The following is a 24,878-nucleotide window of genomic DNA, read 5'->3' as shown; positions in this document are numbered from 1 at the left end:
TACGACCAGGACCTGCGGTTCGGGGCGGGGGATCTGCGCTCCGCGTTCTGGCTGGTGGACCTGTTGGAGACGGCCGGGTACCAGGGGTGCCGGCACTTCGACTTCAAGCCGCCCCGGACCGAGGACATCGACGGGGTGTGGGCGTCGGCGGCGGGCTGCATGCGCAACTACCTGATCCTGAAGGAGCGGGCCGCCGCGTTCCGTGCCGACCCGGAGGTGCGGGAAGCCCTCGCCGCGTCCCGGCTGGACCAGCTGGCCCGGCCCACCGCCGAGGACGGCCTGGCCGCCCTGCTGGCCGACCCCACCGCCTACGAGACCTTCGACGCGGAAGCCGCCGCCGCCCGCGGCATGGCCTTCGAACACCTCGACCAGCTCGCCATGGACCACCTCCTCGGCACCCGGGGCTGACCCCCCGGTCCGCGGGTCGGCCGGTGCCCGCGGACCTCCTCCCATCCGCCCCGTGACGCCGTGGTCGCGCGGGCGGGCCGGCACCCCCTCGCACCCAAGGGCACCCACCGTGACAGCACACCCTCCGGCCGCCGGACCTCGCCGGCGCCGTCGCTCACGCAGAGCCGCAGCCCCGCTCGCCGCCGTCTCCGTCCTGGTCGCCGGGGCGGCGCTGACCGGCTGCGGACAGCAACGCGACCCCGATGTGTACACCGTGATGAACTCCTCGACCGACGAGTCCTACCACCGCTGGGACGCCGAGGCGATGGCCCGCTGCGGCAAGCAGCTGGGCGTCACCATCGAGCAGCAGAGCGTCCCCGCAGCCCAGGTCATGACCAAGGCGCTGCGCATGGCGTCCTCCAAGTCGCTGCCGGACGTCGTCCAGTTCGACGCGTCCGAGATGCCGACGTTCGCCGACGCGGGCGGCCTGGTCGACCTCGAGACCCTCGGCCTGAGCACCCGGGACATCCCCGAGGGCATCGTCAACTTCGGCTCCTACAAGGGGACCTACTACGGCGCCGCCCGCTCCGTGAACACCCTCGCGCTCTTCTACAACAAGGACATGCTCGACCAGGCCGGCGTCGAGGTCCCCGAGACGTGGGACGAACTGCGCGCGGCGGCGAAGAAGCTCACCGAGGGCAAGCGGTACGGGCTGGCGCTCAGCGCGGGCGGCGCGGAGGACGGCGTCTTCCAGTTCATGCCGTTCATGTGGTCCAACGGCGGCGACGAGGCGGAGCTGGACAGCCCGCAGGTCGCCGAGGCGCTGGACTACTGGAAGGCGCTGCTGGCGGACGGTTCGCTGTCGAAGTCGACGGTCAACTGGACCCAGGCGGACGTCAACGACCAGTTCATGGCCGGCAACGCGGCGATGATGATCAACGGCCCGTGGCAGGTGGAGACCCTGAACACGGACAAGTCGCTGCACTGGGAGATCGCCCAGATACCGGTGCCCGAGGCCGGTGACGACTCGGTCGGTCCGCTCGGCGGGGCCATCCTCACCGTGCCCAACACCGGCGACGAGCAGCGGGAGAAGACGGCCGGTAAGATCGTCGCCTGTCTCTCCAGCCAGAAGGAACAGCTGACGTACGCGCTCAACAGCTGGATGGTCCCGGCCAACGCCAAGGCCGCCGCCGTGTGGCGGGAGAGGGTGCCGGAGCTGGACGCGCTCGCCGACCAGGTGGCCGCGGCCCGGTCGCGTACCGCCAAGCTCGGCGCGGGCTGGTCGAGCGTGTCGCTCGCCCTGCAGAGCGCCTTCCAGTCCGCCCTGACCGGCCAGTCCAGCGAGGCCGCACTGAAGCGCGCCCAGCAGCGGGCCACGAGCGGGAACTGAGGAACGTGACCATGACCACCTCCACCGTCACCGCGACGCCGGCCGCCGGAGAGCCGAAGACGGCCACCGCTCCCGACCCGGACCGGCTCAGGCGCCGGCGCCGGCTCACCCAGTGGGGGTTCGTCGCCCCCGCCGTCGTCTTCATGCTGCTGTTCTTCGGCTACCCGCTCGTCCGCAACGTCGTGATGAGCTTCCAGGACTACACGCCGAAGACCTTCTTCACCGGCGAGTCCCCGTTCAACGGCACCGACAACTGGTCGAACGTCTTCCAGGACGCCCTGTTCGGCAAGGCCCTGTGGCACACCCTGGTGTTCACGGCCGGCTCACTGGTGGGCCAGTTCGGCATCGGCCTGGCGCTGGCCGTGTTCTTCAACCGCCGGTTCCCCCTCAATGGCGTCCTGCGCTCCCTGATCCTGCTGCCGTGGCTGGTGCCCATGGTGGTGTCCGGCGTGGTGTGGCGCCGCATCCTCGACCAGGACACCGGCGTCCTGAACACCTTCCTGGACACCGTCGGCCTGGGCAGCGGCCACACCCCCTGGCTGACCAGGCCGGACATGGCCCTGCTCTCCGTGATCCTGGTCAACATCTGGATCGGCATCCCGTTCAACATGGTCATCCTGTACGGCGGTCTCCAGGAGATCCCGAAGGAACTGCACGAGGCGGCCGCCCTGGACGGCGCCTCCGCGTGGCGCACGTTCCGCTCCGTCACCCTGCCGATGCTCAAGCCGGTGGTCACCGTCGTGCTCGTCCTCGGCTTCATGTCGACGGTCAAGATCCTCGACCTGATCCTCGCCCTCACCGACGGCGGACCGGCCGACGCCACCCAGACCCTGGGCACGCTCACCTACCAGAACTCCTTCGTCCAGCTGGACTTCGGAGCGGGCGCGGTCGTCGGCAACGTACTCATCCTGATCTCCGCGGTGTTCGCGGTGTTCTACCTGCGGGCCAACCGCACCGAGGGGAAGTGACGTCCATGGCCTCGCAGACCACCACGGCACCAAGGCGCCGCTGGGGCTCCACCGTCGCCGGTGTGCTGATCCTGTGCGTGATGCTCTTCCCGCTGTACTGGATGCTCAACACCGCGCTCCAGCCCGAGTCGGGCCTGCTCAAGGTCGACCCGGTGCCGGGCAGCCTGGACCTGTCCGGCTTCTCCAAGGCCATCACCGACCAGGGCGGCCACCTGGTGACCTCGCTGGTCGTCTCGTTCGGCGCGGTCGTCATCTGCCTGGCGATCGCCGCACCGGCCGCCTACGGACTGGCCCGGTTCGGGCTGCGCGGCTCGAAGACCATCGTCTTCGGCACGCTGATCACCCAGATGGTGCCGGGCATCGTCATCGCCAACGCGCTCTACAACTCGTACGTCGACCTGGGCCTGGTCAACTCCTACTTCGGGCTGATGCTGGCGGACGCCTCGCTGGGCATCCCGTTCTCCATCGTGCTGATGCGCTCCTTCATGGTGTCGATCCCGGGCGAGGTGATCGAGGCGGCGCAGATCGACGGGGCCGGACCGGTGCGGACGTTCGTCAAGGTCGTGCTGCCGATGAGCCGGAACTCGCTGATCACCTCGGGGCTGTTCGCGTTCCTGTTCTCGTGGAGCGACTTCATGTTCGCGCTCACCCTGAACACCACCGACGAGGTCAAGCCGGTCACCCTCGGCATCTACCAGTACATCGGCGCGCACGTCGGTGACTGGGGTTCGGTGATGGCCGCGTCCGTGCTGTCGGCGGTCCCGGCGGCGATCCTGCTCGTCCTCGCCCAGAAGTACATCGCCGCCGGTATCACCGGGGGTTCCGTCAAGTGACATCCACACCGAAGGAAACGGGTTCCGCAGGCATGACCGATCACACGAGTGGCTCCCCTCGCTTCCCGTCCGGCTTCGTCTTCGGTGCCGCGACCGCCTCGTACCAGATCGAGGGCGCGGCGCGCGAGGACGGCCGCGGTCCGTCGATCTGGGACACCTACAGCCACACCCCCGGTCTGACGGCGAACGGCGACACCGGTGACGTGGCCTGCGACCACTACCACCGCTACCCCGAGGACGTGGCGCTGCTGCGCGAGCTGGGCGTGGACTCGTACCGGTTCTCCATCGCCTGGCCGCGGATCGTGCCGGACGGCGGCGGTCCGGTCAACGCCAAGGGGCTGGACTTCTACTCGCGGCTGGTCGACGAGCTGCTGGAGGCGGGCATCGAGCCGGCCGCCACCCTCTACCACTGGGACCTGCCGCAGGCTCTGGAGGACCGGGGCGGCTGGCGGGTGCGGGAGACGGCGGAGCGGTTCGCCGAGTACACGGCCGTGGTCGCCGAGCACCTGGGCGACCGGGTGCCGCGCTGGATCACGCTGAACGAGCCGTGGTGCAGCGCCTTCCTCGGCTACTCCATCGGGCGGCACGCGCCCGGCGCCAAGGAGGGCCGGGGCGCGCTGGCCGCCGCGCACCATCTGCTGGTGGGGCACGGCCTGGCAGTCGAGGCGCTGCGCGCGGCCGGGGTGCGCGAGGTCGGCATCACCCTCAACCTGGACCGCAACCTGCCCGCCACCGACTCCCCCGCCGACCTGGCGGCGGTGGTCCGCGCGGACACCCAGCACAACCTGGTGTGGACCGAGCCGATCCTCGCCGGCCGCTACCCGGCCACCGAGGAGGAGACCTGGGGCGAGCTGATCACCGGGGCGGACTTCCGGCAGGACGGCGACCTGGAGCTGATCTCCCAGCCGCTGGACTTCCTCGGCATCAACTACTACCGGCCGATCGTGGTCGCCGACGCCCCGCACCGCGAGCCCGACCCGGCGGCACGGGTGGCGACCGACAACCGGTACGAGGAGGTCAGGCTGCCCGGCGTCCGGCACACCTCGATGAACTGGCCGGTGGTTCCGGAGTCGTTCACCGACCTGCTGGTGCAGCTGAAGAAGCAGTACGGGGACGCGCTGCCGCCGGTCCACATCACCGAGAACGGCTCGGCGGAGGACGACGTGGTCGCCGAGGACGGCGCGGTGCACGACACCGACCGGGTGGAGTACCTGCGGGGTCATCTGACCGCGCTGAAGGCGGCGATGGACGCGGGCGTGGACGTCCGCGGCTACTACGTCTGGTCGCTCCTCGACAACTTCGAGTGGGCGTTCGGCTACGACAAGCGGTTCGGGATCGTCCGGGTCGACTACGCGACGCAGGAGCGCACGCCGAAGGACAGCTACCGCTTCTACCAGGAGCTGATCGCCGCCCACCGGCGGTGAGGCGACCGAGGTGACCGAGGGGGCCGCCCGGCGGGGCGGCCCCCTTTCTCATGCTCCGCCGCGTTCCGCGTACGCCGCCGGGTCCTCCAGCACCTCGCGGACGATCACCCCGGCGGCGCCCCGGGCCGCGTCCCCGAGGGAGGAGGCGGCCCGCAGCCGCTTGCCGTCCTCGGTCCACAGCCCGGAGACCACCCGCAGCGCCAGTTCCCGGTCGACGGCCGGGGCCAGCCAGTCGCTCAGCTCCCGGTAGACACCGCCGAGCATCACCGCCTCGGGGTCGAAGAGGTTGACCGCCCCGGACACCACCACGCCGAGCTGCCGCCCCGCCCGCTCGATCGCGGAGCACGCGTCCGGGTCACCCCGCCGGGCACGGCGCCCCAGCTCCGCGACGCCCCGCACGCCCGTGTCCGCGTCGAGGCCGGCGGCCGTGAGCAGGGCGCCCTGGCCGGCGTACTGCTCCAGGCAGCCGCGCGCCCCGCACCGGCACAGCGGGCCGTCCGGGTCGACCACCATGTGCCCGATCTCCCCGGCGAAGCCGTGCGCGCCGCGCAGCAGTTCGCCGCGCAGGACCAGGGCGCCGCCGATGCCGATCTCGCCGGTCAGATAGAGGAAGCTGCGCACCCCCTCGGTGCCGGCGCCGAACCACAGCTCGGCCAGGGCGGCGGCGTTGGCCTCGTTGTCGGAGCTGACCGGCAGGGCGCGCTGGGCGGGGCGCAGGGCGAGCAGCGCCTGGGCGAACAGGCCCTCGACGGCCACCCGCTGCCAGCCCAGGTTGGGGGCCTGGCGCACGCTGCCCCCGGTGACCAGGCCGGGCAGCGCGACATGGACGCCGGCCGGCGTGAGGTCCTGCTCGGCCGCCGAGCCGATGGCGCGGGCCGCGAGCCGGGCGGCGCGGGCCAGTACCTCGGAGGGCTGGACACCCCGGTTGTCGACGTGTTCCACCAGCCGCACCCGGTCGGTGCCGGCGAGGTCGACGACGCAGACGGTGATGAAGTCGATGTTGATCTCGACGCCGAGGCCCGCCGGACCGGTCCTGGACACCTTGAGGACGGTGCCGGGCCGGCCCACCTGGCCGCTGCTGGTCTTGCCCCACTCGGTGACGAAGCCGTACTCCAGCAACTGCTCGACCAGGGAGGACACCGCCGCCCGGGTCAGTCCGACATGCGTGGCGACCCCGGCTCTGGTCGCCTCCCCCGCGTCGTGCACGGCCCTCAGGACCAGACTGAGGTTGTGCCGTCTGACCGTGGCCTTGTCGGCCTTCGGCTCCAGGGGGGTCAGGTTGTTCATCATCGTGCTGTCGAGCGTATGCGACGCGGGAGGGGCCGGGACGGGCCCCTTGCCCGGTCCGGGGGGTGCTCCTACTCTCATTTTGTGCCGCCGATAAACAAAACCCGTTCGCACAACGACGTGCCGGGCCCCCGCACCGACCTCACCCGTCTCCGGATCGTCCTCACAGTCTTCTTCGCCCTCGACGGCTTCGTCTTCGCCGGCTGGGTGGTGCGCATCCCCGCCATCAAGGAGCAGACCGGCGCCTCCGCCAGCGCCCTGGGGCTGGCCCTGCTCGGGGTGTCCGCCGGCGCCGTCGTCACCATGACCCTGACCGGACGGCTCTGCCGCCGCTACGGCAGCCATCCGGTCACCGTGGTCTGCGCCGTCCTGCTGTGCCTCAGCGTCGCCCTGCCCCCGCTCACCCACTCCGCGCTCGCCCTGGGCGCCGTACTCCTCGTGTTCGGCAGCGCCTACGGCGGGATCAACGTCGCCTTCAACAGCGCCGCCGTCGATCTGGTCAACGTGCTGCGCCGGCCGATCATGCCCAGTTTCCACGCCGCGTTCAGTCTGGGCGGCATGGTCGGCGCGGGGCTCGGCGGGCTGGTCGCCGGGTCGCTGTCCCCGCTGTGGCACCTGCTCGGCCTCACCGTCGTCGGCCTGCTCGTCACCCTGGTCGCCGGGCGCGTCCTGCTGCGCTGCGCGCCGCTCGTGCCGCCGGACCGGTCACCCCGGAGCGACGCGGCCCCGCGCAGGGCGGACGCCCGGACCCGCCGTCTCGTCGTCACCTTCGGGCTGATCGCCCTGTGCAGTTCCTACGGCGAGGGCGCCATGGCCGACTGGGGCGCCCTGCACCTGGAGCAGGACCTCGACGCCTCGCCGGGCGTCGCCGCGGTGGGGTACTCGTGCTTCGCGCTGGCCATGACGGTGGGCAGGCTGACCGGTACGGCCCTGCTGGAGCGCCTGGGCCGGACCCCGACCGTGGTGGCCGGCGGCGCCGTCGCCGTGGCCGGCATGCTGCTCGGCTCGCTGGCCCCCTCGGTGTGGGCGGCGCTGTTCGGGTTCGCGGTCACCGGCCTGGGGCTCGCCAACATCTTCCCGGTGGCGGTGGAGCGGGCCGGAGCGCTGGGCGGTCCCGGCGGTGTCGCGACCGCCTCCACGCTCGGCTACGGCGGCATGCTCCTCGGGCCGCCCGCGATCGGTTTCATGGCCGACTGGTTCTCCCTGCCGGCCGCGCTCACCAGCGTCGCGGTGCTGGCCGGGGTGGCGGTGGTGGTCGCGGTCTGCAACCGGCGGGTGATGGCGCCGGGCTGAGGGCCGTCTCGGTCACCGAAAACCCGTTCCCCTCGGATGAGTCCGTCCGACAGACTCACCGCTCATGGAGACTGCGCGATTCATCGAGTTCCTGGACCGCGAGGGCCGGCTGCTGGCCTCGGCCGCCGACGCGGCCGGGAGCGACGCCGAGGTGCCGCACTGCCCCGGCTGGCGCGTACGGGACCTGGTCGGACACACCGGGGTGGTGCACCGCTGGGCGGCGTCGTTCGTCGCCCGGCGGCAGACCTCGCCCCGCCCGATGGGCGATCCGCCGGACCTGGACGGCACCGCGCTCACGGACTGGTACCGCGCGAGCCACCGGCGACTGGTCGACACGCTCACCACCGCGCCGCCGGACGTCCGCTGCTGGCAGTTCCTGCCCGCGCCGACCCCGCTGGCGTTCTGGGCCCGGCGGCAGGCCCACGAGACCGCCGTGCACCGGTTCGACGCCGAGTCCGCCGCCGGCGGCGTCCCCTCCGCGCTCGACGCGGAGTTCGCCGCGGACGGCATCGACGAACTGCTGGGCGGCATGCACGGCCGCGCCAAGAGCCGGGTCCGCAGCGAGACACCCCGCGTCCTGCGGGTCCGGGCGACCGACGTGGCCGACGCGGTGTGGACGGTACGGGTGACGCGGGAGCCGCCCGTCACCGAGCGCGGCGACGCCGGGGACCCCGAGTGCGAGATCACCGGTCCGGCCGACCGGTTGTACCTCGCGCTGTGGAACCGGCAGCCCTTCCCGGAGGTCACCGGCGACGCCTCCCTCGCCGAGCTGTGGCGGCGGACGTCGGGCGTGGGCTGAGGAGGCTGGCCGTGGGCCGAGGCGGCCGGGCCGAGGAGGGCTGGACGTGGGCCGAGGAGGCCGGGCCGAGGAGGGCTGGACGTGGGCCGAGGAGGCCGGGCCGAGGAGGGCTGGCCGTGGGCCGAGGAGGCCGGGCCGAGGAGGGCTGGCCGTGGGCCGAGGCGGCCGGGCCGAGGAGGCGCACCCGGCCGGGGCCTGCCGTACCGGCTTGTCCGGCCGGAGGACACCTGTGAGACTCCCGGTATGACCAGTCAGGGAGCACGGCGCAGCCAGGCCGAACGGGACGCCGTCACCGTCGAGATCGGGTACGCGCTGTTCAGCGCGGCGTTCGCGGCGGCCGTGCTGTTCGGGGCGGTGGCGGGACCGGCGTACGTCTTCGAGCTGTCGGCCGGGGCGCGCCGTGTACTGGTCGGCGGGGGCGTGGCGGTGGCCGTGGCGGTCTTCGCCGTGCGGGTGGTGAGTGTGCTGCTCCGCTTCCAGCGGGCGGATCAGCCCAGCCACCCCGGCCGGACGAGCCCCGACTCGTAGGCCGACACCACCAGTTGCGCCCGGTCCCGCGCGCCCAGCTTCACCATGGTGCGGCTGACGCGGGTCAGCATGACCACCTTGACCTCTCCGAGCCGGGGGTCCCCGGTCACCCGGCGGGTCGCGGCCAGCCCGTCGAGCACGGGCATCCGGATGTCCATCAGGACGACGTCGGGCCGCAGTTCGCGCACCGCGCGCACCGCCGCCTCGCCGTCGGCGCTCTCCCCGGCCACCTCGATGTCGGGCTGGGCGTCGAGCAGCGCGCGGAAACCGGCCCGGACCAGTGACTGGTCGTCGGCGAGCAGGACGCGGATCACCGGTCTTCCTCCGTGTCGGTGTCCCCGGGTGCCAGCGGCAGACAGGCGAGCACCCGGAAGCCGCCGTCGGGGCGCGGCCCCGCCTCGATGGTGCCGCCGAGCGCCGCCGCGCGCTCCCGCATCCCGGCCAGTCCGTTGCCGCCGCCGCCCGCGTCGGCGCCGGTCGCGGGCCCGTCGTCGTCGATCCGCAGCCGCAGGACGGTTCCGTCCCGGCCGAGGCACACGCGCGCGTGCCCGGATCCGGAGTGGCGTACGACGTGGGTGAGGGCCTCCTGGACGACGCGGAAGGCGGCCAGGTCGGTGGCGGACGGCAACGGCGGAGGCTCTCCTTCCACGCCAACCGTGAGGCCCGCGCCCGCTGCCTCGCGGACCAGTTCGGGCAGGCCGGAGAGGCCGGGGGCCAGGGCGCGCGGCGCCGCGCCGGGGGCCCGGAGGCTGTCGAGGACCTGGCGCACCTCGCCGAGCGCCTCCGTGCTCTTGGCCTTGATGGTGGTGAGGGCCGTGCGCGCCTGCTCGGGGTCGGTGTCGAGGAGGGCGAGGCCGACGCCCGCCTGCACGTTGATGACGGAGATGCTGTGGGCGAGGACGTCGTGCAGTTCGCGGGCGATCCGCAGCCGCTCCTCGTCGGCGCGGCGCCGGGCCGCCCGGGCCCGCTCGGCCCGTTCCCGCGCCCACTGCTCCCGTCGGGTCCGGGCCGGCTCCGACAGGGCCACGACGGCCACCGCCCAGGTGGCGACCACGGCCTCCTGCCCCCAGGGGGCGGCGCCGTCCCCGGCCGGCGGCAGCCACCGGTACTGCCAGTGCGCCATCAGCACGTGCCCGGCCCACAGCACCGCGACCGCCGTCCACGCGGCCCGGCGGTGCCCGGCGACGACGGCGCTGAAGCAGGCCACGGCGACGGTGAGGAGCACCGGCCCGTAGGGGTGGCCGGCTCCCAGGTAGATCAGCACGGTGGCCGCCGTGCCGAAGGCGACGGCCACCGGACACCGCCGCCGCCCCAGCAGCAGGGCGCAGGCCACCACGAGCAGCACGCGGGCGAAGGGGTCGAGCGCGGCCCGTTCGCCCTCCTGGGCGTGAGCCGCGAAGTCCGAGCCGAGCAGGACGAACGCCGTGAGCGGCGCGGTGGACCGCCACGGCCACCGACCGCTGCGAGGGCGGTGCCCTTCCGGGGGCCCGTACCGCCACCACCGCCGCGGTCCGGCCCCGCGCTCGCGCTGTCCCTCCATGACGGCCACGCTGGACGCCGGCGCCCAGCCGGCGTCACCCGCGCGGAGCGGTCACATCTGCTCCCGGGGAAGTACGCCGACGCCCGGCCCGGGTCAGGGGACGCGGGTCAGGAGCCGGCCTTCTCCTCGGCTCCGCCGGCCGGCCCGGCTTCCCCGGCCGGCCCGTCCTGTCCGGTCTTCTCGGTTTCTGCGGCTGCCCCGGCCCCGGCCTCGGCGGTGGCGGCCGCCGGCCGGTCGCCCAGCCCGGTCAGGGCGCGCTGGGCGATGGGGTGGTTGCGGACCAGCTCGCCCAGCGTCGTCGAGCCCCGGGTGATGTCCCGGAACGCGTTCCACGCGGGCCGGAAGCCGGTCAGGGCGGCGTGGAAGATCCCCGGGCGGCGCTCGAACGCCGCCAGCATCCGCTTGCCGACGCTCATCTCGACGCCCAGCCCGGCCTTGACGGCGAAGGCGTAGTTCAGGGCCTGGCGGCGGGCGTCCACGGCGTCGTGCGCCTCGGCGATGCGCACCGCCCACTCCCCCGCGAGCCGCCCCGAGCGCAGGGCGAAGGAGATGCCCTCCCGCGTCCACGGCTCCAGGAGCCCGGCCGCGTCCCCGCACACCAGCACCCGGCCGCGGGACAGCGGCGAGTCGTCGGCACGGCAGCGGGTGAGGTGCCCGGAGGAGATGCTCGGCTCGAACCCGGCCAGCCCCAGCCGGCCGACGAAGTCCTCCAGGTAGCGCTTGGTCGCCGCGCCCTCGCCGCGGGCCGAGATGACCCCGACCGTGAGCGTGTCGCCCTTGGGGAAGACCCAGCCGTAACTGCCCGGCATCGGGCCCCAGTCGATCAGGACCCGGCCCTTCCAGTCCTCGGCGACCGGATCCGGCACCGGGATCTCCGCCTCCAGTCCCAGATCCACCTGGTCGACCTTGACGCCGACGTGGGCGGCTATCCGGCTGGCGCTGCCGTCCGCGCCGACGACGGCCCGGGCCAGCACGGTCTCACCGCCCTGGAGCACGACGGCGGCCGTGCGCCGGTCGGGGACCGCAGACCCGTGCTGCTCGACCCGTGACACCGTCACGCCCGTACGCAGTTCGGCGCCCGCCTTCTGCGCGTGCTCGACGAGCTGCTGGTCGAACTCGGGCCGGTTGATCAGCCCGAACAGCATCTGCTTGGAGCGGCGGGTGCGGGTGAAGCGCCCGTTGTTGGAGAAGGTCACCGCGTGCACGCGGTCCTTGAAGGGCAGTTCGAAGCCCGGGGGGAGCGAGTCGCGCGAGGGTCCGATGATGCCGCCGCCACAGGTCTTGTAGCGGGGCAGTTCCGCCTTCTCCAGCAACAGCACGCGCCGTCCCGCGACCGCCGCCGCGTAGGCGGCCGAGGCCCCCGCGGGTCCCGCGCCCACCACGACGACGTCCCACACCTGACGCGCGTCGTCCGCCGAAGAGTTCTCGCTGCTCACGATGGTCTACTGCTCCGATCAAACCGCATGCCGCACCTGTCCTTCCGCATCCTACGGTGGGCATCGCCGCAGGCCACTGTGGGAGGATCGGCAATGTATGCGCCCCGCACACACCAGGGCGCGCGCACACCGCACGATCACTCTCAAACACCGCATAAAGCGGAACAGTCAGCGGAGTGGTCATCAGTACAACGTCGCACCTACAAGGAGCGTGCCCATGTCGTCGAATCCGGTCGCCGAGACCGTCGCCTCCCTGATGCCGAGGGCGAGGGCCGAACTCGCCGAACTGGTTGCCTTCCGGTCGGTGGCCGACTTCGAGCAGTTCCCGAGGAGCGAGAGCGAGGCCGCGGCGGAGTGGATAGCCGGCGCGCTGCGCGCCGAGGGCTTCGAGGACGTGGCCCTGCTCGACACCCCGGACGGCACCCAGTCGGTGTACGGCTTCCTGCCCGGCCCCGAGGGCGCGAAGACGGTCCTGCTCTACGCCCACTACGACGTGCAGCCCCCGCTGGACGAGGCCGGCTGGACCACTCCGCCGTTCGAGCTGACCGAGCGCGACGGCCGCTGGTACGGACGCGGGAGCGCCGACTGCAAGGGCGGCGTCATCATGCACCTGCTGGCGCTGCGCGCGCTGAAGGCGAACGGCGGTGTGCCGGTGCACGTCAAGGTGATCGCCGAGGGCTCGGAGGAGCAGGGCACGGGCGGCCTGGAGCGGTACGCCGAGCAGCACCCGGACCTGCTGACCGCGGACACCGTCGTCATCGGCGACGCGGGCAACTTCCGGGCCGGACTGCCGACGGTCACCACGACCCTGCGTGGCATGACGCTCGTACGCGTCGCGGTCGACACCCTCGAAGGCAACCTGCACTCCGGTCAGTTCGGTGGCGCGGCCCCCGACGCGCTGGCGGCGCTGATCCGCACGCTGGACTCGCTGCGCGCCGAGGACGGCTCGACGACGGTCGACGGACTGGCCGGCGACGGCACGTGGGACGGGCTCCAGTACGCGGAGGAGCAGTTCCGCGCGGACGCCAAGGTGCTCGACGGCGTGGAGCTGATCGGTTCCGGCACGGTCGCCGACCGCATCTGGGCGCGTCCGGCCGTCACGGTGCTCGGCATCGACTGCCCGCCGGTGGTGGGCGCCACGCCCTCGGTGCAGGCGGGCGCGCGGGCGCTGGTGAGCCTCAGGGTGCCGCCGGGCACGGACGCCGCCGAGGCCGTCGGGCTGCTCGCGGCCCACCTGGAGGCGCACACGCCGTGGGGCGCGCGGGTGACCGTGGAACAGGTGGGCCAGGGCCAGCCGTTCCGCGCCGACGCGACCAGCCCGGCGTACCAGGCCATGGCGGAGGCGATGGCGGTGGCCTACCCGGGCCAGGACATGCAGTACGCCGGCCAGGGCGGCTCCATCCCGCTGTGCAACACCCTCGCCGCGCTCTACCCGGACGCGGAGATCCTCCTCATCGGCCTGAGCGAGCCGGAGGCCCGCATCCACGCCGTCGACGAGAGCGTGTCCCCGGAGGAACTGGAGCGGCTGTCGGTGGCGGAGGCGCTGTTCCTGCGGAACTACGCGGGCAGCTGATTCCTGCCGGGAGGGCAACGCCGCCACGGGGCGCGGGGTTGTGCCGATATGCGGCTCCGCCGCGTGGGCGCGCCCAGCCACGGCAAACCGGCACCCGGCACCCGGCAGTCCCCGCCCCCCGCAGCCGCGAAGGCGTCACCCCACCGGCACCCCCGCCTCCAGGTACAGCGCGGCCCCCCGCTCCCGCGCCCGAAGGGCCCACCGCAGCCGCGCGTACCGCACCGGAGGCAGCAGACCCGCCGCCTCCTCCTCGCTGACGAACCGCCAGCCCCGCAGCTCGGGCCCGGGCAGCAGCAGCCGCCCGGCGTCCGCGGAGGAGAGCCGTCCGCCGTCGAAGAGCAGCCGCAGCCCGCCGTACCCGGGCGGCCGCGGCGGCTCCCAGTCGACGACCAGCAGGGACGGTACGTCGTCGAGGTGGACGCCGGTCTCCTCGGCGACCTCGCGGACGCCCGCGCGGGCGGGGGCCTCGCCGGGTTCGACGACCCCGCCCGGGAACTCCCAGCCCGCCTTGTAGGTGGGGTCGACCAGCAGCACCCGGTCGTGTTCGTCGAAGAGCAGGACACCGGCGGCGATCGTCTCGGCGGTGGGTTCCGGGGTCTGCACGATCTCGCAGACGGGCGCGGTGCCGGTACCGACCGCGTCGGCTATGCGGGCGGCGGTCTCGAACGGGGTGAGACCGCCGTTGTCGACCGGGTGGGCGTCGGCCATCAGCCAGGCGCCGAGCGCGGCCCGGTACGGCTCTATCCGGTCGTACGACCACTGCCGCACCCGCATCTCGCCGTCGGGCAGGTCCGGGGGGACCTCGCGATGGGCTATTCGTTCCCGCAGTATCGTTTCGGCCGGTGTGAGCAGTATGTGCCGCACGGCGATCCGGCGGGCGGCGAGCCCGCCGAAGATCTCGTCCCGGTACTCCTGGCGCAGCAGGGTCATGGGGACCACCAGCGTCCCGCCGAGTTCGGCGAGCATCGCGGCCGCCGTGTCGATGACGAGACGCCGCCAGATCGGGAAGTCCTGGTAGTCGCCGGCCTCGGCGAGGCGTTTGGGCGGCAGCAGGTGTGCCAGCGCTCCGCCGATGATCTCCGGGTCGAAGAGCGTGCTGTTCGGGATCAGGTCGATCAGTTCCCGTGCGGTGGTCGTCTTCCCCGCACCGAACGCGCCGTTGATCCAGACGACGGTCACAGGTCCCCCTCTTCTGTTGGCCCCCTGTGGCTTGCCCGCTCCACCCTGCCACGGAAACCAGTCTCGGTTGAGGAGCTGCGAAAGCGGCGCCGACGCCCCCGGCCGGGGGCGTCGGCGCCGCGTGGTCCGGTTCCGCGCCGGTCAGTCCTTCGGCGTCTCCTCGTGCGGGGTCAGGACGCCTTCGCCGATGTCGACGTGGCGGAGGGCGTCCGTGGCGGTGCGCGGGTCGACGGGGAGGTCGGTCACGCCGTGCGAGGGGGTGACGGCCGCGACCACGAAGCCGGTGGCGAGGGAGGCGATGGCGAGCATGCTGCGCTTCTTCATGCCGGGTTCAACTGCTCGGGCGGCCGGAGGTCACCCGCCGGTTTCCCGCCCGGCCGCGACTCGGGCGCGACTCGGGCGCGAGTCGGGCGCGGGACCGCGCTCGCGCCCCCGCACTCCGAACGCCCGCCGCGTCACGCCCACCGCTTCCCAGGACGCCGGCCGCCGTCATCCCGGCCACACCCCAGAACACCGGCCGCCATCACCCCCGCCACACCCCAGAACACCGGCCGCCATCACCCCCGCCACACCCCAGAGCGCCAACCGCCGTACACCCACCACCCCGAAGCGCCCCCCACCCTCGCACCCGGCGCTTTCCAGAAGCCCTCTCCCTGCCGTCACACCCACCGGTCCCCGGGAGACCCCGCGCCGTCACCCCCGCCGCGCGCCTCAGACACCCGCCGCCGACACGCCGGGCGTCCTGGTGAGGGCCGCCGCGGCGGCTCCCACCAGTCCCGCGTCCGTGCCCATCTGCGCGGGTGTGACCGTCAGATGCCGTACGAAGGAGAGGGTCGCGTACTCGGCCAGGGCCCGGCGCAGCGGCGCGAAGAGGACCTCGCCCGCCTTGCCCACGCCGCCGCCGATCACGGCGATGTCGATCTCGACGAGGGTCGCGGTGGCCGCGATGCCGGCGGCCAGCGCCCGCGCCGCCCGTTCGAAGGAGGCGACGGCCACCGGGTCGCCGTCGCGGGCGGCGGCGGCCACCGCGGCGGCGGAGGTGTCGCCGTCGGCTCCGGGACGCCAGCCGCCCTCCAGGGCGCGCCGCGCGATGTTGGGGCCGCTCGCGATGCGCTCCACGCAGCCGCGCGCACCGCACGGGCACGGGTCGCCGTCGAGATCCACGCTGATGTGGCCGATGTGGCCCGCGTTGCCGGTGGGACCGGGGTGGAGCCGTCCGTTCAGGACCAGGCCGCCGCCGACGCCCGTCGACACCACCATGCACAGCGCGTTGTCATGGCCGCGGGCGGCGCCCTGCCAGTGCTCGGCCGCGGTGATCGCCACCCCGTCGCCGATCAGCTCGACCGGCAGGTCGCCCGCGGCGGCGCGGACCCGGGCCACCAGCGGATACGCGCGCCAGCCGGGGACGTTGACCGGGCTCACGGTGCCGGCCGACGCGTCCACCGGCCCGGCGCTGCCGATGCCGACCGCCGTGGCGCGCGCCCACAGCGGCGCCGCCGTCAGCTCTCCGAGCACCTCCTCGACGGCTCCCATCACGGTGTCGCCGTTCTCCCGCGCGGGGGTGGCGCGCTGGGCGCGCACCATGATCCGGCCGTCACCGTCCACCAGCGCACCGGCGATCTTGGTGCCTCCGATGTCCAGTGCGGCCACGAGGTCGGTGTCCATCAGAGTCGGTTCTCCCCGTCAGCCCTCGACAACACGAGCGCGTCGCGCTCTCCGCGATGGACAGTGTCCACCCGATCTGACAACGTTGTCCAGGCTCTATGCTCGACGCCACATCCTCATACAACCCCATGGGCGCACCGCCCCCGTGGACGACAGGAGCCGTCGCTTCCCGTGGACGACAGGACAGGATCCCCCATCGTGCCCGACATGGCCCGCCCCGCGCCCCGCAGCAGCGGGAACCGTTACGGCAACCGTCCGACCATGAAGGACGTCGCCGCCCGCGCCGGTGTCGGCCTGAAGACCGTCTCCCGTGTGGTCAACGGGGAGCCGGGGGTGACCCCGGAGACCGAGCGCCGCGTCCAGGAGGCCATCGACGCGCTCGGCTTCCGGCGCAACGACAGCGCGCGGGTGCTCCGCAAGGGCCGCACGGCCAGCGTCGGCCTGGTGCTGGAGGACCTCGCGGACCCGTTCTACGGACCGCTCAGCCGAGCCGTGGAGGAGGTGGCCCGCTCGCACGGCGCCCTGCTCATCAACGGGTCCAGCGCGGAGGACCCGGAGCGGGAGCAGGAGCTGGTACTGGCCCTGTGCGCGCGGCGGGTGGACGGACTGGTGGTGATCCCGGCCGGGGACGACCACCGGTATCTGGAGCCGGAGCTGAAGGCGGGGGTCGCCACGGTCTTCGTGGACCGGCCGGCCGGTCATGTCGACGCGGACGTGGTGCTGTGCGACAACTTCGGCGGTGCCCGGGACGGCGTCGCCCATCTCATCGCGCACGGCCACCGCAGGATCGGCTTCATCGGCGACATGCCCCGCATCCACACCGCCGCGGAGCGGCTGCGCGGCTACCGGGCGGCGATGGAGGACGCGGGCATACCCGTGAAGGACTCCTGGATGTCCCTGGGCGTCACCGACCCGGAGCGGGTGCGCCGGGCGGCCGAGGCGATGCTCGCGGACCCGCATCCGGTCACCGCGATCTTCACGGGCAACAACCGGGTGACGGTCACCGTGATCCGGGTCCTGGCCGAGCACACCCGCGGCGTCGCCCTCGTCGGCTTCGACGACATCGAACTCGCCGACCTGCTGCGGCCGGGGCTCACCGTGGTCGCCCAGGACGCGGCGGCCCTGGGCCGGACCGCCGCGGAGCGCCTCTTCGGCCAGTTGGACGGAGGTCTCCTCGTCCCCGAACGCATCGAACTGCCGACCCGGCTGATAGCGCGCGGCTCGGGCGAACTGCCCCCGGCGGACTGACGGCGCACGTCCACGCGTCACCGAGCCCGCCCGCCGGTCGTCCCCCGGCCGGCGACTGTGACGCCGCCGCCTGGTGAGGCGTCCGGGCAGCGGGTACCCACGGGCCATGACAGAGGTGGTGCAGGCGGGTCTGTGGGGTCTGGTGGCGGGTTCGGCGCTGCTGCTCGGCGCGGTGGTCGGATACGGGCTGCGGGTGCCGCAGAAGGTGATCGCGACGGTGATGGCCTTCGGAGCCGGAGTGCTGTTGTCGGCGGTCAGTTTCGAGCTGGTCGGGGAGGCGTACGAGCAGGCGGGGCTGGCCCCCGCGGGGATCGGCACCCTGGCCGGTGCCGCGGCCTACACCGCGGGCAACATGTGGCTGGCCCGCCGCGGCGCCCGGCACCGCAAACGCTCCGGTCACCGGCGGAGCCAGGCGCAGCCCTCGGAGCAGCAGCAGCCCGGCTCGGGACTGGCGCTGGCCTTCGGGGCGCTGCTCGACGGTGTCCCGGAGTCGGCGGTCATCGGCGTGAGCCTGCTCGACGGCGGAGCCGTGAGCCTGGTGACCGTGGCGGCGGTGTTCATCAGCAACGTCCCCGAGGGCCTGTCCAGTTCGGCGGGGATGAAGAAGGAGGGCCGCGGCAAGGCGTACGTCTTCGGGGTGTGGGGTGCCATCGCCGCGGCGAGCACCGTGTCGGCGGTCCTCGGCTACACCGTGGTCGGCGGGTTCTCCCCCGCGGTGATCGCGGCGGTGACCGCGGTGGCCGCAGGAGCGATCCTCGCGATGGTCGCCGACACGATGATCCCCGAGGCGTTCGAGGACGCGCACCTGGCCATCGGGCTGGTCACGGTGAGCGGCTTCCTGGTCTCCTTCGCCCTCTCCCACACCTGACGTCTCACCTGCTGCCGGCGAGGCCGGGGGCGCGCAAGTCGCCGCGCCTCGGGGCCGAGAGTCCCTCCAGGTCGGCGCGGGTCAGCCCGGTCAGGCGGGCGACCTCGCCCGTGTCGAGGGCGCCGCAGTCCAGGCCGCGCAGCAGATAGCCGCTGAGGGCCTTGGCGGTGGCGGGCTCGTCCATGACGTCGCCGCCGCTGCGGCCGACGTAGCGGGCGAGGCGGTCGGCGGCCTGTTCGAAGCCCTCCCGGTAGAAGGCGAAGACGGCCGCGTACCGGGTCGGGAGGTGGCCTGGGTGCATGTCCCAGCCCTGGTAGTAGGCGCGGGCCAGGGCACGGCGGCTGAGCCCGTAGTGCAGGCGCCAGGCGTCGTGCACCCGGGCGGTGGGGCCGACGGGCAGCACGTTGGTGGAGCCGTCGGACACCCGTACGCCGGTGCCCGCGGCGGCGACCTGCATGACCGCCTTGGCGTGGTCGGCGGCCGGGTGGTCGCCGGCCTGGTGGGCGGCGGAGACGCCGAGACAGGCGCTGTAGTCGAAGGTGCCGTAGTGCAGGCCGGTGGCGCGGCCCTCGGCGGCCCGGATCATGCGGGCGACCGTCGCGGTGCCGTCGGCGGCGAGGATCGCCTGGCTGGTCTCGATCTGGATCTCGAAGCCGATCCGGCCCGGCGTGAGGCCGTGCGTCTCCTCGAACGCCGTCAGGAGCCGCACCATGGCGGTGACCTGCTCGGCGTACGTCACCTTGGGCAGGGTCAGGACCAGCCCCTCGGGCAGGCCGCCGGCCTCCAGCAGGCCGGTGAGGAAGATGTCCAGCGTGCGGATGCCCCGGTCGCGGACGGCGGCCTCCAGGCACTTCATGCGGATGCCCGTGTACGGAGCTGCCGTTCCGTTCTGGTGGGCCTCGGCGATCAGCCGGGCGGCGCGGGCGGCGTCCTGGTCCTCGTCGTCGCCCTGGTAGCCGTCCTCGAAGTCGACGCGGAGGTCTTCCACCGGCTCGCGCTCCAGTTTGGCGCGTACCCGCGTGTACACCGGTCCGGCGAGGTGGTCCGGCAGGCCGAGGACGGTCGCGAAGGAGGCGGCGTCCGGGGCGTGTTCGTCGAGCGCGGCCAGCGCCCGGTCGCCCCAGGAGCGGACGGTGCCGGCGGTGAAGGCGTCACCGGGGACGTAGACGGTGTGGACGGGCTGGCGCGTCCCGGGGTCCCCGGGGTAGCGGCGTGCCAGCTCCGCGTCGACCGGCGCGAGGGAGGCGCCGATCTCCTCGCCGACGGCGCCCGCGAGGCTCGTCGCCACCTTCTCCAGCTGCCCCATGCCACACCCTCCTCATGTCCGCCGCGGAACCCCACCAGCGGAAATTCCGCTTTACGGAATCAACAATCCGTAGAGTGAAGCTATCCGGCGATCTTCCCGCCGGTCAACACCCTCTTGCCCACCGGTCCATCCGCCCCTCTCGGCATGTTCACGTCCATCTGGCACGGTCGACGTGCCCACCAGCGCAGCCCTTCGGAAGGAGCTCCCGTGCCGAACCCCGGCCGGTTCACCCGCCGCCTGAGCCTGAAGACCGCCCTGGCCGGCGCCGCCGCCCTGCCGCTCGCCGCTACCCCGCCCGCCGCCGCCGCGCCGCCCGAGCGCGATGCCGGTCCCCTGGAGGTCATGTCGTTCAACCTGCGCTTCGCGAGCACCGCCGAACCCAACAGCTGGGCCGCCCGCAGACCCGTGACCCGCGCACTGCTGCGCCACGAGCGCCCGCACGTCATCGGCACCCAGGAGGGCCTCTACCAGCAGGTCCGGGACATCGAGGCCGACCTCGGCGCGTCCTACGACTGGATCGGCACCGGCCGCGCGGGCGGCAGCCGCGACGAGTTCATGGCCGTGTACTACGACACCCGCCGGCTCGCCCCGCTGGAGTACGACCACTTCTGGCTCTCGGACACGCCGGACGTGATCGGCTCCAACACCTGGGGCGGCGGCTCCATCCGCATGGTCACCTGGGTCCGCTTCCGCGATCTGCGCGACGGCGGCCGGGAGTTCTGCTTCCTCGACACCCACCTGGACAACGCGAGCCAGAACGCACGCGCGCGTGCCGCCGCGCTCATCGCCCAGCGGATCGGCGGCCTCGACGCGTCGCTGCCGCTGGTGGTGACCGGTGACTTCAACGTGGCCGCGCACGGCAACCCGGTCTACGACACCATGCTGGGCGCCGGTCTCGTCGACTCCTGGGACGTGGCGGCCGAGCGCAGCGCGCTGTACGCGACGTTCCACGGGTACCGGCCGCTGGCTCCGGGCGGCGACCGGATCGACTGGATCCTGACCACCCCGGGCGTCACGGTGCACCGCGCCGCGATCAACACGTACTCCCGGGACGGGCAGTTCCCGAGCGACCACCTGCCGGTGCAGGCGTCGCTGACGCTCGGCTGAGGACGGGGACGGCCGAGGCCCCCGCGACCGGTGACGGTCGCGGGGGCCTCGGTACGGGCTCCTGGGGAGGCTCAGCCCTTGCGGGCCTTGATCTCCTCGGTGAGCTGCGGGACGACGTCGAACAGGTCGCCGACGACGCCGTAGTCGACCAGGTCGAAGATCGGGGCCTCGGCGTCCTTGTTGACCGCGACGATGGTCTTCGAGGTCTGCATGCCCGCGCGGTGCTGGATCGCGCCGGAGATGCCGGAGGCGATGTACAGCTGCGGGGAGACGGACTTGCCGGTCTGGCCGACCTGGTTGGTGTGCGGGTACCAGCCCGCGTCGACCGCGGCACGCGAGGCGCCGACGGCCGCGCCGAGGGAGTCGGCGAGCGCCTCGATGATCGCGAAGTTCTCCGCGCCGTTGACGCCACGGCCGCCGGAGACCACGATCGCGGCCTCGGTCAGCTCCGGGCGGCCGGTCGACTCGCGCGGCGTGCGCGCGGTGACCTTGGTGCCGGTGGCGGCGGCGGAGAAGGTCACCGACAGGGCCTCGACGGCGCCGGCGGCCGGGGCGGCCTCGACGGCGGCGCTGTTGGGCTTGACCGTGATGACCGGGGTGCCCTTGGAGACGCGGGACTTGGTGGAGTACGCGGCGGCGAACACCGACTGGGTCGCCACCGGACCCTCGTCGCCGGCCTCCAGGTCGACGGCGTCGGTGATGATGCCCGACCCGATGCGCAGCGCGAGGCGGGCGGCGATCTCCTTGCCCTCCGCGGAGGACGGCACCAGCACGGCGGCCGGGGAGACGGCCTCGACGGCGGCCTGGAGGGCGTCGACCTTCGGCACGACCAGGTAGTCGGCGTACTCGGCGGCGTCGTGGGTGAGGACCTTCACCGCGCCGTGCTCGGCGAGGGCGGCGGCGGTGTCGGCGGCGCCGTTGCCGAGGGCGACGGCGACGGGCTCGCCGACCCTGCGGGCCAGGGTGAGCAGCTCCAGGGTCGGCTTGCGGACGGCGCCGTCCACGTGGTCGACGTAGACGAGAACTTCAGCCATGGGACTTCTTCTCTCCTGCTTGCGAAAGACGATGGGCGGTCAGCGGAACGCGGGGGCTCAGATGAACTTCTGGCCCGCGAGGAACTCGGCGAGCTGCTTGCCGCCCTCGCCCTCGTCCTTGACGATCGTGCCCGCGGTGCGCGCCGGACGCTCCGTGGCCGACTCCACGACCGTGTAGGCGTTCTCCAGGCCGACCTCGTCCTCGTCGATGTCGAGGTCGGACAGGTCCCAGGACTGAACCGGCTTCTTCTTGGCCGCCATGATGCCCTTGAAGGACGGGTAACGGGCCTCGCCCGATTGGTCGGTCACCGACACGACCGCCGGGAGGGAGGCCTCCAGCTGCTCGGAGGCGGCGTCGCCGTCGCGGCGGCCGGTCACCTTGCCGTCCTCGACGGAGACCTCGGACAGCAGGGTGACCTGCGGCACGCCCAGGCGCTCGGCGAGCAGCGCGGGAACGACGCCCATGGTGCCGTCGGTGGAGGCCATACCGGAGATGACCAGGTCGTACCCGGCCTTCTCGATCGCCTTGGCCAGCACCAGGGAGGTGCCGATGGCGTCGGTGCCGTGCAGGTCGTCGTCCTCGACGTGGATCGCCTTGTCCGCGCCCATGGACAGCGCCTTGCGCAGCGCGTCCTTGGCGTCCTCGGGGCCCACCGTCAGGACGGTGATCTCCACGTCGTCGTCGGAGTTCTCCGAGATCTGGAGCGCCTGCTCGACCGCGTACTCGTCCAGCTCGGAGAGCAGACCGTCCACGTCGTCCCGGTCGACGGTCAGGTCATCGGCGAAGTGCCGGTCGCCGGTGGCGTCGGGCACGTACTTCACAGTGACAACGATCCTCAAGCTCACGCCGGCTCTCCTACTGCGTCGACATTTCCGTTGCTGCCTCTTGCAGGCAGCATAGGCGCCCCAAGCGGCCGATCCCGGCCGGGGCGACCTGCGCTCCGGTCGAAATATTACTCGTCAGTACACTCAGTTCGTTCCCGCTGAGCAAGCGCTTTGAACTGTGACCTTCGCAACGCAGCGTAACCGGAGTCCGACGGCTCCGCGCAGGCACCCCCGCGCTGGTCAGCCGCGCAGGCCGTCGAAACGCCCCTGGTGGTACACGAGGGGCCGGCCGTCGCCGGTGGGGTCGCCGAGCAGCACCTCGGCGAGCACGATGCGGTGGTCGCCCGCGGGGACGCGGGCGGCGACACGGCAGACCAGCCAGGCGAGGACGCCGTCCAGGACGGGCACCCCCTCCGGGCCCGTGCGCCAGGCGGTGGCCGGTCCGAAGCGGTCGGCGCCGCTGCGGGCGAAGGTGGCGGCCAGGTCCTGTTGGTGCTCGCCGAGTAGGTGCACGCCGACGTGTCCGGCCTCGGCGATCACCGGCCAGCTGGAGGAACCCGTGCCGACGCCGAAGGAGACCAGCGGCGGCTCGGCGGAGACCGAGGTGAGGGAGGTGGCGGTGAAGCCGACGGGACCCGCGTCACCGCACGCGGTGATCACGGCGACGCCCGCCGCGTGCCGCCGGAAGACGGACCGCAGCAGGGCGGGGGTGTCGGATCGGAGGCGGGCCAGGTCGGGTGTGACCGTCATGCGTGAGTCCTTCTGCGCCGCGCCCCGGCCGGGGAAGGGATGGCCGGAGGCTCAAGTGTCAGGCTGACGACAGGTGCCGCGCACCGTCAAGCGGGTGTTCCGGAATGCGGAACCCGTGCCGCCGGGGAGGTGCCGTCACACGGCCTCCCCGAGCGCGGCGATGACGTCCGCCTTGCGGGGCTGCCCGGCGGCCCGCCGCACCACGCGGCCCTCGGCGTCCAGGACCAGCACGGTCGGCGTGCCGACGATGTCCAGGGCGCGGACCAGCTCCAGGCGGGCCTCGGCGTCGATCTCGACGTGCGCGACCCCCGGGACCAGCCCGGCGACCTCGTGGAGCACCCGGCGGGTGGCCCGGCAAGGGGCGCAGAAGGCACTGGAGAACTGGACGAGCGTGGCCCGCTCCCCCAGTTCCGCGCCCAGCTCGGCCGCGCCCAACCGCTCACCCTCGTCCCGCCCGCCCACACGCACGCTCCCGTCTCGCTCCGGTCCCCCGCCCGTGCAGCGCCCACGGAACGGTGAAAGATTCCCGCCCGGCCGCCGCACGAGGGGGACGTGACGAGAATCTCGCCCTCTCCGGGCACCAGGGCTGGTACACCGGTCGTTCTTCGGGCACGATCTGCGACAAGCCGTAAACCTACGGCTGCGTAAGTTTCTTCTGGGAGTCCCCTTCCCAGGCGAAGAAGGAAGGGTCCGCGCCGCCCATGGCAGAACTCGTCTACCGTCCGGCCATCGGTCTCGCCCGCACCCTGTTCAAGGTGTGGGACCTCAAGATCGACTGCCAGGGTTCGGAGAACATCCCGCGCTCGGGCGGCGCCGTGCTGGTGAGCAACCACATCAGCTACCTGGACTTCATCTTCGACGGCCTGGCGGCGCTGCCGCAGAAGCGGCTCGTGCGCTTCATGGCGAAGGAGTCGGTCTTCCGGCACCGGATCTCCGGCCCGCTGATGCGCTCGATGAAGCACATCCCGGTCGACCGCAAGCAGGGCGAGACGGCGTACGCGCACGCGCTGGACTCGCTGCGGTCCGGTGAGATCGTCGGGGTCTTCCCGGAGGCGACGATCTCCGAGTCGTTCACGCTCAAGAGCTTCAAGTCGGGTGCCGCGCGGCTGGCGCAGGAGGCGGGCGTCCCGCTGGTGCCAATGGCGCTGTGGGGCACCCAGCGGCTGTGGACCAAGGGCCACCCGCGCAACTTCAAGCGCAGCCACACCCCGATCACCATCCGGGTCGGCGAGGCGATGGAGGCCCCGCGCGAGCAGTACGCGGGCGCGATCACGCGCCGTCTGCGCGGGCGCGTGCACGAGCTGCTGGAGGCCGCTCAGCGCGCCTACCCGGTGCGGCCGAAGGGCCCGGAGGACACCTGGTGGATGCCGGCCCACCTGGGCGGCACCGCCCCGACGCCGGAGCAGGTCCGCGCGGCCGAGGCGCACTGACCCCGGGC

General features: G+C 73.1%; 24 protein-coding genes and 1 pseudogene. 13 read left to right on the top strand and 12 right to left on the bottom strand.

The features are described from left to right. The 5 genes and pseudogenes from ACIQR3_RS27945 to ACIQR3_RS27925 all read left to right on the top strand — a co-directional run. Positions 1–408, top strand: a pseudogene (locus ACIQR3_RS27945) (xylose isomerase); the annotation flags it as partial. Positions 409–517: 109 nt separating this feature from the next. Next, complete coding sequence (locus ACIQR3_RS27940; RefSeq protein ID WP_403543399.1) at positions 518–1,777, top strand: ABC transporter substrate-binding protein; 1,260 nt, start codon at positions 518–520, stop codon at positions 1,775–1,777. A gap of 11 nt (positions 1,778–1,788) precedes the next feature. Next, the gene (locus ACIQR3_RS27935; RefSeq protein ID WP_403543398.1) at positions 1,789–2,745 is read left to right on the top strand and encodes a carbohydrate ABC transporter permease; all 957 of its coding nucleotides are present in this window, start codon (positions 1,789–1,791) and stop codon (positions 2,743–2,745) included. Between the two features lie 5 nt (positions 2,746–2,750). Next, positions 2,751–3,578 carry a carbohydrate ABC transporter permease gene (locus ACIQR3_RS27930; protein ID WP_215165079.1) on the top strand — a complete coding sequence of 276 codons (828 nt, stop codon included), beginning with the start codon at positions 2,751–2,753 and terminating at the stop codon, positions 3,576–3,578. Positions 3,579–3,610: 32 nt separating this feature from the next. Then, the gene (locus tag ACIQR3_RS27925) at positions 3,611–5,002 is read left to right on the top strand and encodes a GH1 family beta-glucosidase (protein ID WP_403543397.1); all 1,392 of its coding nucleotides are present in this window, start codon (positions 3,611–3,613) and stop codon (positions 5,000–5,002) included. A 48-nt stretch (positions 5,003–5,050) separates the two neighbouring features. On the opposite strand, the gene ACIQR3_RS27920 is transcribed toward ACIQR3_RS27925, so the two are convergent. Next, on the bottom strand, positions 5,051–6,292 hold the full coding sequence (locus tag ACIQR3_RS27920; RefSeq protein ID WP_403543396.1) for an ROK family protein: 1,242 nt from the start codon (positions 6,290–6,292) through the stop codon (positions 5,051–5,053). Between the two features lie 117 nt (positions 6,293–6,409). On the opposite strand from ACIQR3_RS27920, the gene ACIQR3_RS27915 reads away from it, so the two are divergent. The 3 genes from ACIQR3_RS27915 to ACIQR3_RS27905 all read left to right on the top strand — a co-directional run bounded on the left by ACIQR3_RS27915 (position 6,410) and on the right by ACIQR3_RS27905 (position 8,909). After that, positions 6,410–7,582: an MFS transporter gene (locus ACIQR3_RS27915; RefSeq protein ID WP_403543409.1), complete on the top strand. Its 1,173-nt coding sequence runs from the start codon at positions 6,410–6,412 to the stop codon at positions 7,580–7,582. A 64-nt stretch (positions 7,583–7,646) separates the two neighbouring features. Then, a complete protein-coding gene (locus ACIQR3_RS27910; protein WP_403543395.1) occupies positions 7,647–8,381 on the top strand; it encodes a maleylpyruvate isomerase family mycothiol-dependent enzyme in 735 nt (244 codons plus the stop codon). A 243-nt stretch (positions 8,382–8,624) separates the two neighbouring features. After that, complete coding sequence (locus ACIQR3_RS27905; protein ID WP_403543394.1) at positions 8,625–8,909, top strand: DUF6332 family protein; 285 nt, start codon at positions 8,625–8,627, stop codon at positions 8,907–8,909. On the opposite strand, the gene ACIQR3_RS27900 is transcribed toward ACIQR3_RS27905, so the two are convergent. The 3 genes from ACIQR3_RS27900 to ACIQR3_RS27890 all read right to left on the bottom strand — a co-directional run bounded on the left by ACIQR3_RS27900 (position 8,870) and on the right by ACIQR3_RS27890 (position 11,885). Then, the gene (locus ACIQR3_RS27900; RefSeq protein ID WP_403543393.1) at positions 8,870–9,223 is read right to left on the bottom strand and encodes a response regulator transcription factor; all 354 of its coding nucleotides are present in this window, start codon (positions 9,221–9,223) and stop codon (positions 8,870–8,872) included. The two genes, ACIQR3_RS27905 and ACIQR3_RS27900, sit on opposite strands and share 40 nt — an antisense overlap. Next, positions 9,220–10,449, bottom strand: coding sequence for a sensor histidine kinase (locus tag ACIQR3_RS27895; protein WP_403543392.1), 1,230 nt, complete (start codon positions 10,447–10,449; stop codon positions 9,220–9,222). Before ACIQR3_RS27895 ends, ACIQR3_RS27900 begins: the two co-directional genes overlap by 4 nt. 107 nt (positions 10,450–10,556) lie before the next feature. Beyond that, entirely contained in the window at positions 10,557–11,885 is a 1,329-nt protein-coding gene (locus tag ACIQR3_RS27890) for a geranylgeranyl reductase family protein (RefSeq protein WP_403543391.1), read from the bottom strand. Between the two features lie 217 nt (positions 11,886–12,102). On the opposite strand from ACIQR3_RS27890, the gene ACIQR3_RS27885 reads away from it, so the two are divergent. Continuing rightward, positions 12,103–13,458, top strand: a complete 1,356-nt coding sequence (locus ACIQR3_RS27885) for a dipeptidase (RefSeq protein ID WP_403543390.1) — start codon at positions 12,103–12,105, stop codon at positions 13,456–13,458. Positions 13,459–13,593: 135 nt separating this feature from the next. Here the strand turns inward: ACIQR3_RS27885 and ACIQR3_RS27880 are convergent, their stop codons facing one another. The 3 genes from ACIQR3_RS27880 to ACIQR3_RS27870 form a co-directional block, all read right to left on the bottom strand. Further along, positions 13,594–14,637: an NUDIX domain-containing protein gene (locus ACIQR3_RS27880; RefSeq protein WP_403543389.1), complete on the bottom strand. Its 1,044-nt coding sequence runs from the start codon at positions 14,635–14,637 to the stop codon at positions 13,594–13,596. Positions 14,638–14,778: 141 nt separating this feature from the next. After that, positions 14,779–14,961 (bottom strand): hypothetical protein, encoded by a 183-nt coding sequence (locus ACIQR3_RS27875; RefSeq protein WP_403543388.1) that lies wholly within the window; start codon positions 14,959–14,961, stop codon positions 14,779–14,781. A gap of 387 nt (positions 14,962–15,348) precedes the next feature. Continuing rightward, positions 15,349–16,302 carry an ROK family protein gene (locus ACIQR3_RS27870; RefSeq protein ID WP_403543387.1) on the bottom strand — a complete coding sequence of 318 codons (954 nt, stop codon included), beginning with the start codon at positions 16,300–16,302 and terminating at the stop codon, positions 15,349–15,351. Positions 16,303–16,509: 207 nt separating this feature from the next. Between ACIQR3_RS27870 and ACIQR3_RS27865 the strand changes: the two genes are divergently transcribed. Both ACIQR3_RS27865 and ACIQR3_RS27860 read left to right on the top strand, forming a co-directional pair. Then, positions 16,510–17,550 carry a LacI family DNA-binding transcriptional regulator gene (locus tag ACIQR3_RS27865; RefSeq protein WP_403543408.1) on the top strand — a complete coding sequence of 347 codons (1,041 nt, stop codon included), beginning with the start codon at positions 16,510–16,512 and terminating at the stop codon, positions 17,548–17,550. A gap of 106 nt (positions 17,551–17,656) precedes the next feature. Continuing rightward, entirely contained in the window at positions 17,657–18,418 is a 762-nt protein-coding gene (locus ACIQR3_RS27860; RefSeq protein WP_403543386.1) for a ZIP family metal transporter, read from the top strand. 4 nt (positions 18,419–18,422) lie between these two features. On the opposite strand, the gene ACIQR3_RS27855 is transcribed toward ACIQR3_RS27860, so the two are convergent. Beyond that, a complete protein-coding gene (locus ACIQR3_RS27855) occupies positions 18,423–19,724 on the bottom strand; it encodes a DUF6986 family protein (RefSeq protein WP_403543385.1) in 1,302 nt (433 codons plus the stop codon). 207 nt (positions 19,725–19,931) lie between these two features. Between ACIQR3_RS27855 and ACIQR3_RS27850 the strand changes: the two genes are divergently transcribed. Then, the gene (locus ACIQR3_RS27850) at positions 19,932–20,831 is read left to right on the top strand and encodes an endonuclease/exonuclease/phosphatase family protein (protein WP_403543384.1); all 900 of its coding nucleotides are present in this window, start codon (positions 19,932–19,934) and stop codon (positions 20,829–20,831) included. Positions 20,832–20,902: 71 nt separating this feature from the next. Here the strand turns inward: ACIQR3_RS27850 and ACIQR3_RS27845 are convergent, their stop codons facing one another. The 4 genes from ACIQR3_RS27845 to ACIQR3_RS27830 form a co-directional block, all read right to left on the bottom strand. Next, positions 20,903–21,865, bottom strand: a complete 963-nt coding sequence (locus ACIQR3_RS27845; protein WP_403543383.1) for an electron transfer flavoprotein subunit alpha/FixB family protein — start codon at positions 21,863–21,865, stop codon at positions 20,903–20,905. Positions 21,866–21,922: 57 nt separating this feature from the next. Continuing rightward, on the bottom strand, positions 21,923–22,711 hold the full coding sequence (locus ACIQR3_RS27840) for an electron transfer flavoprotein subunit beta/FixA family protein (RefSeq protein WP_403543382.1): 789 nt from the start codon (positions 22,709–22,711) through the stop codon (positions 21,923–21,925). 219 nt (positions 22,712–22,930) lie between these two features. Then, entirely contained in the window at positions 22,931–23,440 is a 510-nt protein-coding gene (locus ACIQR3_RS27835) for a flavin reductase family protein (RefSeq protein ID WP_403543381.1), read from the bottom strand. A gap of 135 nt (positions 23,441–23,575) precedes the next feature. Beyond that, positions 23,576–23,908, bottom strand: a complete 333-nt coding sequence (locus ACIQR3_RS27830) for a TlpA family protein disulfide reductase (RefSeq protein WP_403543380.1) — start codon at positions 23,906–23,908, stop codon at positions 23,576–23,578. 233 nt (positions 23,909–24,141) lie between these two features. Between ACIQR3_RS27830 and ACIQR3_RS27825 the strand changes: the two genes are divergently transcribed. Then, positions 24,142–24,870 (top strand): lysophospholipid acyltransferase family protein, encoded by a 729-nt coding sequence (locus tag ACIQR3_RS27825; RefSeq protein ID WP_403543379.1) that lies wholly within the window; start codon positions 24,142–24,144, stop codon positions 24,868–24,870. The last annotated feature ends 8 nt before the right edge of the window (positions 24,871–24,878 follow it).

Source organism: Streptomyces sp. NPDC090994 (genome assembly GCF_044768905.1).
Classification (GTDB): domain Bacteria; phylum Actinomycetota; class Actinomycetes; order Streptomycetales; family Streptomycetaceae; genus Streptomyces.
This window is presented reverse-complemented; position numbering and strand designations above follow the sequence as displayed.